The sequence below is a fragment of the Bradyrhizobium sp. WD16 genome (assembly GCF_024181725.1).
In the GTDB taxonomy this organism is placed as follows: Bacteria; Pseudomonadota; Alphaproteobacteria; order Rhizobiales; family Xanthobacteraceae; genus Bradyrhizobium_A.
The window spans coordinates 4637660-4652751 of the sequence record NZ_CP028908.1 but is presented as its reverse complement, the minus strand read 5'-3'; the positions used below and the strand labels follow the sequence as shown (position 1 = coordinate 4652751).

16 protein-coding genes are annotated in these 15092 nt (G+C 65.5%); 12 read left to right on the top strand and 4 right to left on the bottom strand.

Features of this window, described 5'->3' with window-relative positions; all coding sequences use genetic code 11:
- Positions 1–17: 17 nt before the first annotated feature.
- A complete protein-coding gene (locus tag DB459_RS21535) occupies positions 18–1049 on the bottom strand; it encodes a dTDP-glucose 4,6-dehydratase (protein WP_253707605.1) in 1032 nt (343 codons plus the stop codon).
- 574 nt (positions 1050–1623) lie between these two features.
- A complete protein-coding gene (locus tag DB459_RS21530) occupies positions 1624–1833 on the bottom strand; it encodes a hypothetical protein (protein ID WP_253707603.1) in 210 nt (69 codons plus the stop codon).
- Between the two features lie 23 nt (positions 1834–1856).
- On the opposite strand from DB459_RS21530, the gene DB459_RS21525 reads away from it, so the two are divergent.
- The 8 genes from DB459_RS21525 (at position 1857) to DB459_RS21490 (ending at position 8112) form a co-directional block, all read left to right on the top strand.
- Entirely contained in the window at positions 1857–2255 is a 399-nt protein-coding gene (locus DB459_RS21525) for a DUF2946 family protein (protein WP_253707600.1), read from the top strand.
- 93 nt (positions 2256–2348) lie between these two features.
- A complete protein-coding gene (locus tag DB459_RS21520; protein ID WP_253707597.1) occupies positions 2349–2627 on the top strand; it encodes a hypothetical protein in 279 nt (92 codons plus the stop codon).
- A gap of 25 nt (positions 2628–2652) precedes the next feature.
- The gene (locus DB459_RS21515; protein WP_253707595.1) at positions 2653–4242 is read left to right on the top strand and encodes a cytochrome ubiquinol oxidase subunit I; all 1590 of its coding nucleotides are present in this window, start codon (positions 2653–2655) and stop codon (positions 4240–4242) included.
- Positions 4243–4251: 9 nt separating this feature from the next.
- Entirely contained in the window at positions 4252–5403 is a 1152-nt protein-coding gene (gene cydB / locus DB459_RS21510) for a cytochrome d ubiquinol oxidase subunit II (RefSeq protein WP_253707592.1), read from the top strand.
- Between the two features lie 16 nt (positions 5404–5419).
- Positions 5420–5527, top strand: a complete 108-nt coding sequence (cydX, locus tag DB459_RS21505) for a cytochrome bd-I oxidase subunit CydX (protein ID WP_253707590.1) — start codon at positions 5420–5422, stop codon at positions 5525–5527.
- Positions 5528–5649: 122 nt separating this feature from the next.
- On the top strand, positions 5650–6378 hold the full coding sequence (locus DB459_RS21500; RefSeq protein WP_253707588.1) for a Crp/Fnr family transcriptional regulator: 729 nt from the start codon (positions 5650–5652) through the stop codon (positions 6376–6378).
- Between the two features lie 181 nt (positions 6379–6559).
- The gene (locus DB459_RS21495) at positions 6560–6715 is read left to right on the top strand and encodes a hypothetical protein (protein WP_253707586.1); all 156 of its coding nucleotides are present in this window, start codon (positions 6560–6562) and stop codon (positions 6713–6715) included.
- Positions 6716–6930: 215 nt separating this feature from the next.
- Positions 6931–8112, top strand: a complete 1182-nt coding sequence (locus DB459_RS21490) for a S9 family peptidase (protein ID WP_253707584.1) — start codon at positions 6931–6933, stop codon at positions 8110–8112.
- Positions 8113–8217: 105 nt separating this feature from the next.
- Here DB459_RS21490 and DB459_RS21485 read toward each other — a convergent pair whose 3' ends face one another.
- The gene (locus DB459_RS21485) at positions 8218–8736 is read right to left on the bottom strand and encodes a MarR family winged helix-turn-helix transcriptional regulator (RefSeq protein WP_253707582.1); all 519 of its coding nucleotides are present in this window, start codon (positions 8734–8736) and stop codon (positions 8218–8220) included.
- 368 nt (positions 8737–9104) lie between these two features.
- Here DB459_RS21485 and DB459_RS21480 point away from each other — a divergent pair, with 368 nt between their 5' ends.
- Complete coding sequence (locus DB459_RS21480) at positions 9105–10628, top strand: porin (protein WP_371926798.1); 1524 nt, start codon at positions 9105–9107, stop codon at positions 10626–10628.
- Between the two features lie 265 nt (positions 10629–10893).
- Here DB459_RS21480 and DB459_RS21475 read toward each other — a convergent pair whose 3' ends face one another.
- On the bottom strand, positions 10894–12165 hold the full coding sequence (locus DB459_RS21475) for a GGDEF domain-containing protein (RefSeq protein ID WP_253707577.1): 1272 nt from the start codon (positions 12163–12165) through the stop codon (positions 10894–10896).
- A gap of 253 nt (positions 12166–12418) precedes the next feature.
- Between DB459_RS21475 and DB459_RS21470 the strand changes: the two genes are divergently transcribed.
- The 3 genes from DB459_RS21470 to DB459_RS21460 all read left to right on the top strand — a co-directional run bounded on the left by DB459_RS21470 (position 12419) and on the right by DB459_RS21460 (position 15022).
- Positions 12419–12709, top strand: a complete 291-nt coding sequence (locus DB459_RS21470; RefSeq protein ID WP_253707575.1) for a hypothetical protein — start codon at positions 12419–12421, stop codon at positions 12707–12709.
- A 124-nt stretch (positions 12710–12833) separates the two neighbouring features.
- Positions 12834–13493 carry a GNAT family N-acetyltransferase gene (locus DB459_RS21465; RefSeq protein ID WP_253707573.1) on the top strand — a complete coding sequence of 220 codons (660 nt, stop codon included), beginning with the start codon at positions 12834–12836 and terminating at the stop codon, positions 13491–13493.
- A gap of 137 nt (positions 13494–13630) precedes the next feature.
- A complete protein-coding gene (locus DB459_RS21460) occupies positions 13631–15022 on the top strand; it encodes a cytochrome P450 (protein ID WP_253707571.1) in 1392 nt (463 codons plus the stop codon).
- Positions 15023–15092: the final 70 nt, after the last annotated feature.

Below are 15092 nucleotides of genomic sequence, written 5' to 3'. Positions count from 1 at the left end.
TCGCTGTCCGCACTTCATCAGTGCAGTTCGCTACGGCCAGCCGCGGTAACGATCGGAATGTGCCGCATCCAGATTTGCTTCTCCCACAACTGACGGTTTTGCTTGTACCAATCGATCGTCCGTGTGAGTCCCTCCTCCCAGGTCAGCGACGGCTCCCAGCCGAGTTTGCTCTTGATCTTGGCATAATCGCCGGTGTGACGGATCACTTGTCCCGGACGGTCGCCATAGTGGATAATTTTAGATGGCATATCCATCAGCCGGGCTACATCGTCGGCGATATTGCGGATGGTGCGGTGTTGCGCGGTAGCAATGTTGAAGACCTCACCATTTACGAGATGATCATCGGCATGCAAAACCAGGTCGATCGCGCGGCAGACATCGTCGACATGGACAAAGTCGCGCGCAGCCTCGCCGGTCCCGTGCACCGTAATGGGCTCGCCCAGCAGCGCGCTGGTGATGAAGCGCGGCACCACCTTTTCCAAATGCTGCCGCGGGCCGAAATTATTGAACGGACGAAGGATCGTGATGGGAGCCTTGTAGGTGGCCCAATAGGAATAGACCAGTCGGTCGGCGCCGCACTTCGCGCTGGCGTAGGGGCTCATCGGTTTCAGCGCGTGCTCCTCATCCATCACCGATCGCTCGGCTGAGCCATAAACCTCCGAGGTCGAAATATGAACCAAGCGCTTGACGTGACTGCTGGACTTCACGACTGCGTTGGCAACGGTCTGCGTCCCCATCACGTCGGTCTCGAAAAACAGGCGGTTGTCGAAGATGGACCGCGTGACATGGGTTTCGGCGGCGAAATGCACGACGTAGTCGGCGTCGCGCACCAGCATTTCGACCAGACCCGCATTGCAGACATTACCGTACCAGAACCGCATGCGCGGATGATCGAGCTCGCGCATGTCCGGTGGCAGGTTGTCGGGCGAGCCTGCATAGGTCAGCGCGTCGAGAACGACAATCTGGTAGTCGGGATGCGCCTTTGCGACGTGGTAGACGAAATTGCTGCCGATGAATCCAGCGCCCCCGGTGATCAGTATTGTCGTCATTCAATTCTTCCGTCCATCAGCACTCGACCCCCAAGGCCGCACCGCAAATAGTGACTGGCTGGCAAGTCCTCAACGGAAACTACTCTACCTTAAATATATGCATAAGTGACCACGGACAGTCCATGTAAATTAATGATTTCGGCTTGACGGGGTATGCTGCTTATGATGCGCTGCTCACGTCGGGCGTATTTCGATCTGAAACTCTCCTACTTTCGTCCGTTGCAATCTGTCGTAACGGCGATGCACAAGAACACTTGTCAAACTATTGCGCTGGCCGGCCGTTAAGGTAGCGGCGCGCTGCGGATGACGTTGATAGTAGCATTTCTGCGGCTCTGCCGATCAACGAAACTACGGGACTAAGGCACTGACGCCCGATTGAGGGGGATGTCCCGCTCGATGTTGAAGCTCGGAGACCGGACATTGCGTGACATGGAGGTCACGCGGCGTTTTGAACCGCCCCGGGATTGCCGCAGAAGAATGGTATGTGGATCCGAATAAGGCTGTGGCGGCGTCGAGCAATGGCACAAGGGCCACGCAGCAGTGATGCGCCGCCACCGACGCGGCGAGTCTCCACTCAAGTGCCAGGCATGGCCAGATAGCCCGGCAGCGCACTGATCCGATCGATCCCGCGCGCGATGTTCACGACCGCGCCGCTCGAATTTTGACCATCATTGATCCAGGTCAACGCAATTGTGCCGCCGCCACCTTCCCTTAAGGCGCGATTTGCCGTTGCAATCGCCTCGCTCGCGGGAGCCGTATCGCTTGGGCGGCCGGTACGACACATCGACGGATCCCTCACGCGGCGGCTTGCGCCGGAGGCTTTCGGCTGCGCTGTGCACGCTGGCGCTGGCGCTCAACATCGTCGCCGGCGTCGCACTGTCGTTCAAGCCGGCCGAGGCCGAGCTCGCCGCCCGCGCGCTGGCGAACCGCTGGAATATCATCTGCTCCGGGGCCGGTCTGACGATCGTCGACGCTGGCGGCAATCGCGTTCCGGACGATCAGACCGGCGCCGCCGGCGGACCGCACTGCGTCTTCTGCCTGCCGCTGATGCACGGCGATCTCGCGATCGCACAGGCCTCGACCGTCGCCCCCCCGACCCGGCATCGCCTTCTGCTCCAGACGCCGCCGCCGCTGGCTCCGCCAGCGACGACGACGACATGGTCCCAGGCCTGGCCCCGCGCACCGCCCTCCCTTCTGATCGGATAACACCGCTCCGTCGCGCCGTCGCCTCGCTCGACGAAGGCTGACGCGCGCCTGCAACCGGCCGCATCGCGGCCACCGATCCGAGAGACTCCACACATGTCTGTCCCATCTCGCTGCCTCTCAGGCGGCCCGCCCCAGCCATGCCCGGCGAAAGCGGCAGATCGCGCTCGCCCGTCACCGGTCGGGGCCTCGCTCCTCGCCTTCGCGCGCGCGGGGCTGCGGCCGCAGACGCCCCTGCAGAAGACCATCGTCGCGGCGCTCTGCGCCAAGATCGCGCTGATCGTCTCGCTGCAGCTGCTGCTGTCGGCCGCCGGCGCACGGGTTGCAACCACTGACCTGAGCGTCGTCCGCCTGTTCGGCCTCGACACGCATTGATCTCACACCGACGAAAGATCCCGCCATGTTGGACTACGATCCGACGAGCCTCGCCCGACTGCAGTTCGCGCTGACGGCTCTCTACCACTTTCTCTTCGTTCCGCTGACGCTCGGACTGTCATTCCTGCTCGTCATCATGGAGACGAGCTACGTCATGACCGGCCGCAGGATCTGGCGCGACATGACCCAGTTCTGGGGCAAGCTGTTCGGCATCAACTTCGCCATGGGCGTGGCCACCGGCATCACCATGGAATTCCAGTTCGGCACCAACTGGGCCTACTACTCGCACTATGCCGGCGACATCTTCGGCGCGCCGCTCGCCATCGAGGGCCTGATGGCCTTCTTCCTCGAATCGACCTTCGTCGGCCTGTTCTTTTTCGGCTGGGACCGCTTGTCGAGCGTCGGCCACCTCGTCGTCACCTGGCTCGTCGCCATCGGCTCCAACCTCTCCGCGCTCTGGATCCTCGTCGCCAACGGCTGGATGCAGAACCCGGTCGGCGCCGCGTTCAATCCCGACACCATGCGGATGGAGCTGACATCCTTCTCCGAGTTGCTGTTCAACCCGGTCGCCCAGTCGAAATTCGTTCACACCGTCAGCGCCGGCTATGTCTGCGGCGCGCTGTTCGTGCTGGCCATTTCGTCCTGGTACCTGCTGCGCGGACGTCACGAAGCGCTGGCGAAGCGATCCTTCATCGTCGCCGCGTCGTTCGGCCTCGCCTCCGCCCTGTCGGTCGTGGTGCTCGGCGACGAGAGCGGCTACACCGTCAGCGAAAATCAGCGCATGAAGCTCGCGGTGATCGAAGGGATGTGGCGCACCGAGCCAGCGCCGGCGCCCTTCACCCTGTTCGCCATCCCGGACCAGGCCGCCCGCGAAAATCATTACGAGGTCAAGATCCCCTGGGCGCTGGGTCTGCTCGCAACCCGCTCCCTCGACCAGCGGTTGCCGGGCATCTTCGAGCTGGTCGAGAAGGCGGAGCACCGGATCCGCAGCGGTGTGATCGGCTATGACGCGCTCGAGCGCCTGCGCGCCGACCGGACCGACGCAGCCGCCCGCGCCACGGTGGCGCAGCATGCCGCCGATCTCGGCCACGCATTGCTGCTCAAGCGTTATGTCGACGATCCGCGCAGGGCCGATGCCGCCGCCGTCTCGCGCGCGGCGTGGAGCACCGTTCCGGCGGTCACCCCCATGTTCTGGTCCTTCCGCCTGATGGTGGCGCTCGGCTTCTACTTCATCGCGCTGTTCGCCGCCGCCTTCTGGTTCGCGAGCAAGCGCGACTTCGGCCGCCGCTGGCTGCTCCGGCTCGCGGTCTGGTCGTGGCCATTGCCGTGGATCGCCGCCGAGCTCGGCTGGATCGTCGCGGAATATGGCCGGCAGCCCTGGGCGATCGACGGCATCCTGCCGACCGCCCTCGGCGCATCGGCGCTCTCCGCCGCGAAGATCCTGGTCACGCTGTCCGGCTTCGTCTCGTTCTATTCGACGCTGCTCGCGATCGACGTGCTGCTGATGCGCAAATACATCGCCATGGGTCCGGTCCGGGCACTCGCCCCGCATCCGGTCAGCAGCACCGCCGGGCCTTCGCCGGCCACCACCCCTGCCGCAACGCCAGCCGAGTGAGACGCACCGATGTCCATTCCCCTCGACTATGAAACGCTCCGCGTGATCTGGTGGCTGCTTCTCGGCCTCCTGCTGATCGGCTTCGCCATCATGGACGGCTTTGACCTCGGCACAGCGGCCTTGCTGCCCGTCGTCGCCAGAACCGACACCGAACGCCGGGTCGCCATCAATGCGATCGGCCCAGTCTGGGACGGCAATCAGGTCTGGCTGATCCTCGGCGGCGGGGCGATCTTCGCCGCCTGGCCGATCGTCTATGCGACGGCATTCTCCGGCTTCTATATCGCGATGTTTCTCGTCCTCGTCGCGCTGATCCTGCGCCCGGTCGGCTTCGAGTTCCGCAACAAGCTGCCGAACGCGGCGTGGCGAAGCTTCTGGGACTGGGCGCTGGTCGTCGGTGGCGCGGTGCCGAGCGTCGTATTCGGGGTCGCCGTCGGCAATCTGCTCCAGGGCGTGCCGTTCCGCGTCGATGCGGATCTGCGCATCCTCTACGAAGGGTCCGGCCTGTTCGAACTGCTCAATCCGTTCGGGCTGCTCTGCGGCCTCGTGTCTCTCGCCATGCTCGCGTCCCATGGTGCGGCCTATCTCGCGCTGAGGACGAGCGGCGCGGTTGCCGAGCGCGCCCGCCGGGTCGCCTCGGCGCTGCCGTTCGTCACCGTCGTCCTGTTCGTGCTCGCCGGCCTGTGGATCGCCTTCGGCATCGACGGTTACCGGATCGTGGACGGTGCAGCGGCCGGCGGCCCGTCGAACCCTCTCCTCAAGACGGTCGCGTTGCGCCGGGGGCAGTGGCTGGTGAACTACGGCGAGCGTCCGTGGCTTGCTGTTGCGCCCGTGCTCGGCATCGCGGGCGCAATGGCTCTGGTCGCCGCCGGCCGATCGCGCAAGCCTGCCATCGGATTCATCGCCAGCTCGCTGTCGGTCTTCGGCATCGTCGCCACCGCGGGCGTCAGCATGTTTCCGTTCCTGCTGCCGTCCACGCTGCAACCAGGAGCCAGCCTGACGGTCTGGGACGCGTCATCGAGCCAGCTGACGCTGTTCGTCATGCTGCTGGCGACGCTGATCTTCCTGCCGGTCGTTCTCGCCTATACCGGCTGGGTCTACCGGGTTCTGCGCGGCCGGATCACGCCCGCCCAGATCGAAGCCAATGCTCACAAGCTCTACTGAAACGGGGGAACGCGCGATGTGGTACTTCACCTGGACTCTCGGCGTCAGCTTTGCCGTCGGCTTCGCCGTCCTCAATGCCCTCTGGCACGAGATGCACCTGCCCGACTCGCCGCTGACGGAGTAGCCGCACAGCCGATCGCCCGGACGCCGCCGACGTTCGGGCTGCCGGTCGCCGGCTCCGTGCCGGTCCGGATCATCCATCGACGCCCCGACGGTGGCAGCCTTCCGGGGCCAAGGAGATCTTCCATGGACAGCCTCAGCAATCGAGCGGCCGCGCTCTGGGACGAAGCCACTGCCGGCGCAGATGCCCCGGACATCCGTGTCGGCGCGCGCCGGCATCACAGCAAAGCCGCCCGCGCCGGCATCACGCCGGTCACGGCATTTCCCGCCCGCCATACCATTCATCACATCGGCGAGCCCGCCGAGGCGATTTCGGTGATCATGAGGGGGCATGCCCAGCTCTCCGTGCCCGCGCCGAACGGAAGCGAGCGCATCGTCGCGCTGCTCGGCCCCGGCGATCTCATCGGCTTTTCGTCGACCGGGCGATATGTCTGCACGACGCGCAGCCTGACGCCGGTCACGGCTCGCGTCGTCGCGCCATGGAACGGCGCCATGCCCGGGCTCACTCTCAGCGCGGTGCAGCTCGTCCAGGCGCAGATCGAGACGAGCTTCCTGCATTGTGCGACACTGGCGACATTTACCCCCCTCCAGCGCCTCGCCGATCTGTTGGTCCTGTGGGCCCGGCGCTACGCGCCGGGATCCGTCGCCCTGAACGCGAAGTGCCCTCACCCGTTCGAGGTTCGTCTTCCGCTCCAACGCGGCGAAATCGCCAATTATCTCGCCATGACCCGCGAGACCCTGTCGCGCACCCTCGCCGAGCTGCGCCGTCGCGACCTGATCGACCTCAACGAGATCCGGACCGTCTGCGTCATCCGCATCGAAGACTTCCGAAAGCTCGAGGCCCTCTGCCGTTGACGGTACGGGACGACGGCGAAACCGCCACTCGACGGCCGGCGCCATCGCCGCGGAATAGCCCGACGATGACACCGCCAGGCGCGCCGGCGCGAACCGGCGCTGCTGTTTTTCGCATCGTCTTGAACCTTCGTCCCGCTTCGCGGACCCAACCGACAAGGGCTGCAATTCGGGAGAACCTCCGATGACCGTCCTCGAACGCGTCCGCACCTACGTCCCGACCTTGACCGATACCGACGACGACTTCAGCGGCGTCATCATCTTCTGCGGTATCGGGCTTGTGGTGTCGCTGTTCGCAGCTCTGGTCGCCTGGCCGTTCATACCGGCGCTGATGTACTGACGTGCGATTCCCCGAGTAATTCGAATGACATTGACGTGGAGGTTTCGTGACACGCCACGCAGGCCAAATGACGCAGCGCCAACCGTTGTCGCAGTGAGCAGCTCGCGCTAAAGCGCGTCGGACGACCAATCGAATTGGTCATCATCTGATGTGTCGCCGCAGTCCTATTGCGGCCCTCCCTATTGCGGCCCCCGTAGGCCGGAGCGAGGTCGAGCATGGGGAATAAGCGTGGCGCCAATGTATTCCGACCAGTCTACGGCGATCGGGGATGGACTCTCTGGCCTGAGCATGAAGACCTCTCGGCCGAACTATCGAACCTGCTGGCCGCTTCCCAGGAAGGCGGCGCGACCGTCTCGGAATGTCTTTACGCGGTAAGCCGGATCGATCCGACCGATCCGGCCAGCTGGTTTCGATCGTGGAAGGCTCTCGCCGACACCAATCGCGCCCGCGGCGATGCCGCCCATCGTAGCAATCACCTGCCGACGGCGCGGAGCAACTGGCTGCGCGCCGTCAGCTATTACCGCGCCGCGGCCGTCGTATTCGACGAGGATTGCAGCGAGAAATGCGCGGCGCTGACGCTGATGCGGCGGTGCGCCCATGACTATGTCGCGCACCTCGCCCCTCCGGGTGCCGTCGTCGAAATCCCCTGGCTCGAAGACCTTCCGCTCGAAGGCTATTTTCTACCCGCTCAGCGGTTCGGGCGCGCGCCCGCGGTTCTCTGCATTGGCGAACCTGACCATCGCAAGGAAGAGTTTCTCTGCAAGGTGCAGCGCTACGCCCGCGACCGGGGACTTGCCGTGCTCGCCGTCGATGTGCTCGGCCCGGGATCCGGCATCCCTCTCCACGGAATCGTCGGCTGGAGGGATCTCCATAGCGCAGTCGGCCGCTGCCTCGACTACCTGCGATCCCTGTCGTGCATCGATCCCGACCGCCTGGCTGTGTTCGCCGACTCGCCGAAGTCGTCCTTTGTCGCGCGCGGCCTCCTCGCCGATTCCAGCGTCGCCGCGGCGGTCTGCGACGGCGGCATCTGGGAGTTGAAGGAAGCGCTGTTCTTGCGGCAGCAGCGATGCCCCGAGCCGCTCCCTCGCGACCGCCTCGACGACCTCGTGGCAACCGGCGCGATCGGCCGGCTCGATTGCCCCACGCTCATCACCCTCGGCGAGCGGGGCTGGCTCGATCCGGACGACGTGAAAGACATCGTCGCTCGTGCCGCCGCGGCGGGACGCGACATCACATTGCGGTCTTTTCCGGAAAGCGAGACGGCTGCGGCGCAGAACCACGCCGACAACCCGACCCTGTCGAATGAAGTCATCTTCGATTGGATTGAAAGCAGGCTTCGGTCCGACCACGTCGACGATCCGCCCCCGGTCGACATTGTCGCCGCCGAACTCTGCTGACCCTCAAAACGGCCGATCATGCGCATCGGCCGCTTCCACTCGAACAGGTTATCGAAGGGGTGACGGCTCGTCTCGCGGCGCGCCGCGAAGACGCGCGGCCGCCGGTCAGAGCTCCGAAGCCGCCCGCAGCCGCGCCTTTTCCAGGCGCCTCTTCAGGGTTGCGAGGCGCGACACCATGGCTTCGAGTTCATGATCGGTCAGACCGGCGAAGATGAATTCGTTCAGCTCATCCTGCCTCGTCTCCAGCGCCGCGACATGCTTCGACGTCTTGTCGGTGAGCGACATCAACACGACCCGTGCGTCCTCGCGCGATGTCTTTCGGCGCAAGAACCCCTTCTTTTCCAGCATTTTGGAATTTGTCGTGACAAAGGAGGGGTCGACGTGGAGCAGCGCCGAAACCGCCTTGACCGAGGCCCCCTCGCCCTGGTCGAGATCCTTGACGGCCATGAGGATCATCCACTGGGGGCCGGTGACACCCAGGATCCGGGCCCAGTAGGAGCGGATCTCCTGCAGGTAGACGTCGATCGACGCGATCTCCCAGGCGAATCGGCGCGCGGCGTCTTGTTGCGTCTGCCGATTGGACTTCGCCGCCCCTGGTCGCGGTCCCGTTGAACCTGTGGCCATTTCGCCCCCGATAGCACCGTCATCAGGCTCAAGCCACCACCTGAGCCGCTTCGTTAATTTTATCAAACATATAGCGGCAAGAAAGCGGCGTAGAAGCCATATTTCCACCGTTGCAGAATGGCCACAGCGCCGCCTCATCTATTAGGTGACTAAATAAATTTATTTCGTTCGCTTATCTACAAATGCATATTCCCGCCGATGGCCGGAGGAGCTGCCGGCCGTCGAACGACTGGCAATTCGCGCAACTTTACGCGTCACAGCGGGACAAGTCCGGGCGGCAGGTCAGGGGAACGGGTGGCATTCGGCGACTGCAACCGCAGCGATCGAGGCCGCCCCAGAGCAACACTTGGAGAGGTTACAAGATGAAGATGGTTCAGAGCCTTATGCTCGGCACCGCGGCGGGCCTCGTCGCGCTGACCGGCGCTCAGGCGGCCGATCTTCCCGTCAAGGCCAAAGCGGTCGAGTACGTGAAGGTCTGCTCGCTCTATGGCGCAGGCTTCTATTACATCCCGGGCACCGATACCTGCCTTCGCATCGGCGGCGCGCTCCGTTTGGCGGTCGCCTTCAACGGCAACATGTATGACACGCCGTACTGGCAGGGCGGCGCCGCCGGCGCCAACGCCTACAACCGCAACTACTACGCCACCCGCGAGCGTCTGAACCTGTTCGTGGATACCCGCACCGCCACCGAATGGGGCGTGCTGCGGACCTATGCCAACCTCCAGTTCGACTTCAGCCAGGGTCGTGAGAACATCGCGGGCGGCTACACCGAAGTCGACTTCGCCTTCATCCAGTTCGCCGGCTTCACCCTCGGCAAGGCGGTTTCCCAGTTCGACCCACAGTGGGCGCTGGCCAAGCCAAACATCTCGTCGGCGTTCCTGTCGGGCTCCAACAACGCCACCGGCATCCCACAGTTGGCCTACACTTGGCAGTTCGGCAACGGCGTGTCGGGCACCCTGTCGCTCGAAGACGGCGTCCCCTATCGCACCGCTGGCGTGCTCAACACCTCCGCGGCGTTCATCGCTCCGTTCCAGGGTGCCACGACCGGCTACGGCACGTCCGCGAACACCTTCCTCGGCAACGCCCAGCTCGGCGCTCACGTGCCGGATATCGTCGGCAACCTGCGTGTCGACCAGGCCTGGGGCACCCTGCACTTCGCCGCCGCCGCGCATGAAGTTCATGGCACCTACTACACCGCCGCCAACAGCGACACTGGCCATCCGGGCTCGGCCTGGGGCTGGGCCGCCAGCGGCGCGCTCGAGCTGAAGAACCTGCCGACCGGCGTGGGCGACAGTTTCCAGATCCAGGGTACCTACGCCCACGGCGCTGCGAAGTACGTCTTCGGCGGCACATTCGACAGCGCCGGCGCGGGCCGCTTCGCCAAGCTCGGCTCCGGCACCGGCACCGGCGGTAGCATGGCTTTCGGCTACATCCTCGATGGCGTCTATGGTGGCCTGACCCCGGCGACCGGCACCGGCATCGAGCTGTCGGACGCCTGGGACGTCAGCGCCTCGTTCGAGCACTACTGGAACCCGGCCTGGCGGACCTCGGTGTTCGGCGGCTACAGCGCCATCAAGTATGGTTCTGCGGGTAACGCGCTGCTCGTCGCCGCCTCCAACACGCCCGCTCTGTGGGCCACCGGCACCTTCGGCGGCACCAACACCGGCAGCTTCGACTTCAGCATCGCCCAGATCGGTACCCGTACCGCCTGGACCCCGGTCAAGAACCTGACGCTGGCGGCTGAAGTGATGTGGAGCCGTCTGCACCAGAACCAGAACGGCACCTTCGTCGCCGCGGCGGGTGGCGTCTCCGGCGCGGCCGCCGGCACCACCTTCCAGATGAAGGACCAGAACATCTGGAACGGCGGCATCCAGATCCAGCGCAGCTTCTGATCCCGATTGTCCGACGGAATCAAAGCTTACCCCCGGCGGTTTCCGCCGGGGTTTTGCTCCGAGAGATCGACAAGCTTCTTAGTTATATGAGTTTATAAACTATTTAGCTTATCTAACTTCCATGCTATAGTTAGACTGTGAGGCAGAGGTGCCGCCGGATTTCCGGTGGCCTCTCCCGAGGTAACACCAAAGCCACACATGTAAACCTCCGAAGCCTCCGGCAATGCCCTGCCGGAGGCTTTTACATGCGGTCAGGCGAGTGCATTCAAGAAAGGCGCACGGCGGCCTGGATGTCCGCCTCGGCGCTCGCCTCGCAAACCAGCGACACCGCCGGCCATTCCGGCTGCAACGGTGGCGCCATCGGATCAGCCGTGAGGCTGTCGCCCACCACGCGATTACGACCTTCGTCCTTGGCGCGATAGAGCGCCGCATCGGCCCGCGCCAGCACCACGTCGATCGTCCCTTCGCCGGTGACGCCGCACACGCCCGCCGACATCGTCAGCTTCAGCCCCGGCGCAATCGCGGCCCAGTCCACGCCCGCGATGATCCGGCGCAGCCCGTCCAGCATCCTGGCGGCGCGCCGCGGGTCGAGGCCCGGCATCACCAGCAGGAACTCCTCGCCGCCGTAGCGGCCGAAGCTGTCGACGCTGCGGATGTTCGCCAGGATGTTCGCCGCGAACGCACGCAGCACCTCGTCCCCGACCGGGTGGCCGAAGCGATCATTGATGAACTTGAAGAAGTCGAGGTCGATCAGCGCGACTGAACTGGCGATGCCGCGATTGGCGCGGGCAATCTCCTCCTCCAGTCCGGTCATGACCGTGCGGCGGTTGAGGGCGCCGGTCAGTTCATCCATCTGTGCCATCTCCGCGATGCGCCGGCTGGCCTCGGCGAGGTCCCTGCCCCGCTCGAACAGCATCCGGCGCAATTCGCCGCCGTAGAGACCGGTGGCCGTGTAGCGCGCCAAAGCGCTGAACAGGCAGAACAGCGAGATCGCGCGTTCGATCGCCGAGTCCATCGGCAGCGCGATATGGACATCCAGACCCAGCATCAGAAGGCCGAGACCGGCGACGGCGAACCCGCACACCAGCGCGGCCTGCCGCCCCGTCGACCGCAGCGCCCCGAAGGACAGCACCACGAAGATGAGCGCGACGAAGTAGAAGCCGATCGATGGGGCGAGATAGATCGCCAGGAGCTTGCTGGCCGTGCTGGCCATGCTCCAGGGCACGGTGAGATAGTGGTCCTTCAGGCGGTCGGTGAACCGCGTCTCGGACAATCCCCAGGCCAGCGCGTTGATGACGACGCCGCAGAAGAGATAGATCCAGGCCAGCGAGGCCGGCGCCGCGCCGATCGCCGCGAACAGGACGACGATGCCGGAATCGAACGCATAGCTCGCGGTCTGGGTCGCGCAGATGATCCGGCGCTTGCGCAGCCGACCGGCCACTTCCTCCTGCGACAACGGCGGCAGATCCCCGTCCCAGTCGGCAGGTGGATCCACCTGCTGGATGATCCGGCGTATGCCCTTGTCGTCCCGTGCCATTGCTTCCATGCGACCGAAGCCGCACCACCTGCCCATGCCCAGCCTGACGAATGACGCAGCCTGGTGAAGGTTTGATCAACACCGGCCGGCTTGCCGGCCGAGCCGGGACGAATTGGTTAACGCGTCATCAAGGCACTCAACCGCAACGTGTCAAAGCCTCACTTCAATACTGCAGCGAGCGTCGGATCCACCGCACTGATCCCGCCAGGCTGCCAGGCTGGCTGCGCCCGGCGCCATTTGATATGAGCGTGGAATGCGCCGCATCCTCGTGCTGCTCTCGGTCATCGCCCTGGTCGCGCCGGCCGCCGCCGAACCGCAGCCGCGCCGGACTGCGCCCAAGCCGGCGCCCAAGTCCGCGCCCAAGACCGCTCCCAAGACCGCGCCGAACAGCGATCGCCCGAAAGTCGTACGGCCATCCCGTGATCCCTGTGCCGAATTCGGCCCTGGCTTCACCCGGGCCCCCGGATCGGACACCTGCGTCCGCTTCGGCGGCGGTATCGGCGTCGGCGTCGGCGTCGGCACGCCGGGCACCATAGGCCACTGATATTTCAGCACTATCTTTGTTGCACAAAATCTTCATTCAGATCTTGACGTTCATGCTGCGATGCACAATATGAGCGCCACTAGGGATTCGAACGTCCTCACGGGCAACCATGAGGAGACTTGGAATGACGAGCATTGCGACTCTCCGGTCCGGTTCTGGATCGGGCGTCATCCGGACCCTGCGGGCTGGCGAGCAGCACCTGCTCCGCGACCACCTGCTGCGGCTCGATCCGGCGAGCCGGCGCGACCGCTTCAACGGCGGCATCGGCGAAGACTTCGTCAGGACCTATGCCGAGCGCTGCTTCGAGGACGGCACCGTCGTCGTCGCCTATCTGCAGGACGGTGTGGTGCGCGGCGCCGCCGAACTGCATGCGCCGGAGCGATCCTGCGATTCCGTGGCCGAAATCGCTTTCAGCGTCGAAAGCCGGCTGCGCCGTCAGGGCGTCGGCACCGCCTTGTTCGAGCAGTTGCTGAGCGAGGCCCGGCGGACCGGCCACCACCGCCTGCGCGTGACCACTGGCGCCGAGAACCAGGCGATGAAGGCCCTGGCGCAGAAGTTCGGCGCCCACCTGTCCTTCTACAGCGGCGAAGCCAGCGGTACGGTCGACCTCGATCGCAGCCGGCCGGCGGAGCCGGTTGCATTGCCGCCCGCGGCGTCGCCGCCGTTGTCCCCGGCGCTGATTGCTTCCAGGGAGATGGTGCGCGCCAGCCAGACGATGTGGCGGAGCATCTTTCGCGCCTATGCCGACCTGCTCACCGGCGGCCACGGCTTCGGCACCCGCTGACGACTGATCCTGAGGGCTGCGCCGGCATCGCCGTGCAGCCCTCGCCAGACTTGTCTTGCCTGGCTTGTCTTGCAATTGCCCCCTTGTGATCCGATCGTCGGTGGCCAGCAACAGCGCCGCGAACGACGGAGCACGCCATGGGCAATGCCGATGCGATCGAGGTCGTCCCGCCGCAGCTAAGCCGTGCCGCTCCGCTGCGGCCGCCACGGCCAACTCCCGCACCGGAAACCCTGTCGAGCTTCCGCCGTATCCTGATGATGCGCATCAGCGGCATCGCCGGCTGGAGCGAGCGGGCCTACCAGGAGGACATGCTGCAGGGCCGTTTTCTCGGCCACGCCAGCTTCACCCTCAACAATCCCGACGCGATCCGCCATGTCCTGATCGACAACGACGAGAATTACGGCCGCACCCCGCCCGGCATCCGGGTCTTGCGGCCGGTGCTCGGCGAAGGCCTGCTGCTCGCCGAAGGCCGGGCCTGGAAGCTTCAGCGAAGGACCCTGGCGCCGGCCTTCACGCCGCGGGCGGTCGGCACCCTGGTGCCGCACATGCGCGCGGTGATCGAGGATACCGTCAGTGAACTCGACGGCAAGACCGGCCACCCGCTGGACCTGCGCGAGGTGATGCAGCGCATGACGCTGGAGATCGCCGGCCGCACGATGTTCTCCTTCGGCATGGCCGCGCACGGCCCCGCGCTGCGCGCCTTCATCATCGAATACGGCTCCCGCCTCGCCCGCCCGCATCTGTGGGACATGGTGCTGCCGCTCGGCTGGCCGAGCCCGCAGGACGTCCAGCGCGCCTTCTTCCGCCGGCGCTGGCGCGCCTTCGTGCGCGCCCTGATGGCGGAGCGACGCGCGGTCACCCGCACCGGCGACGCGCCGCGCGACCTGTTCGACCTGATGGTCGCCGCCCGCGACCCGGAAACCGGCGAGGCGTTCAGCGACGACAACCTGATCGACCAGGTCGCCACCATGATCCTGGCCGGCCACGAAACCACCGCGACCGCACTGTTCTGGGCCCTGCTGCTGCTGGCGCAGGACCGCACCACCCAGGACGAGGTCGCCGGCGAGGCCCGCGCCGCCGGCCCCTCGCCCGAACCGGAGGCGCTGAAATTCACCCGCGCGGTGCTGGACGAAACCATGCGGCTCTATCCGCCGGCCTATCTGATCGCCCGCCAGGCGCGCGGGCCGGACACCATCGCCGGCCACGCCGTCCGCAAAGGCGACGTCGTCTTCATCGCGCCGTGGCTGCTCCATCGCCACGTCAAATTGTGGGACGATCCGGACGCCTTCGTGCCGCAGCGATTCCTCACCGGAACGCCGCCGGACCGTTTCGCCTACCTGCCCTTCGGCGTCGGCCCGCGCATCTGTATCGGCGCTCATTTCGCCCTGACCGAAGCGACGCTGGCGCTGGCGCGGATCGTCGGCGCCTTCCGTATCGAACGCATCGATGCCACGCCGGTGATGCCCATCGGCATCGTCACCACCCAGCCGGACCATTCGCCGCTGTTCAAGATCGCGGCGCGGAGCTAACGGAGCGAGTTTGACATTCGCGACCTGCCTCCCCTCGGGCCGGCCGCTCCACTCTCCGTTGTCGTCGCCC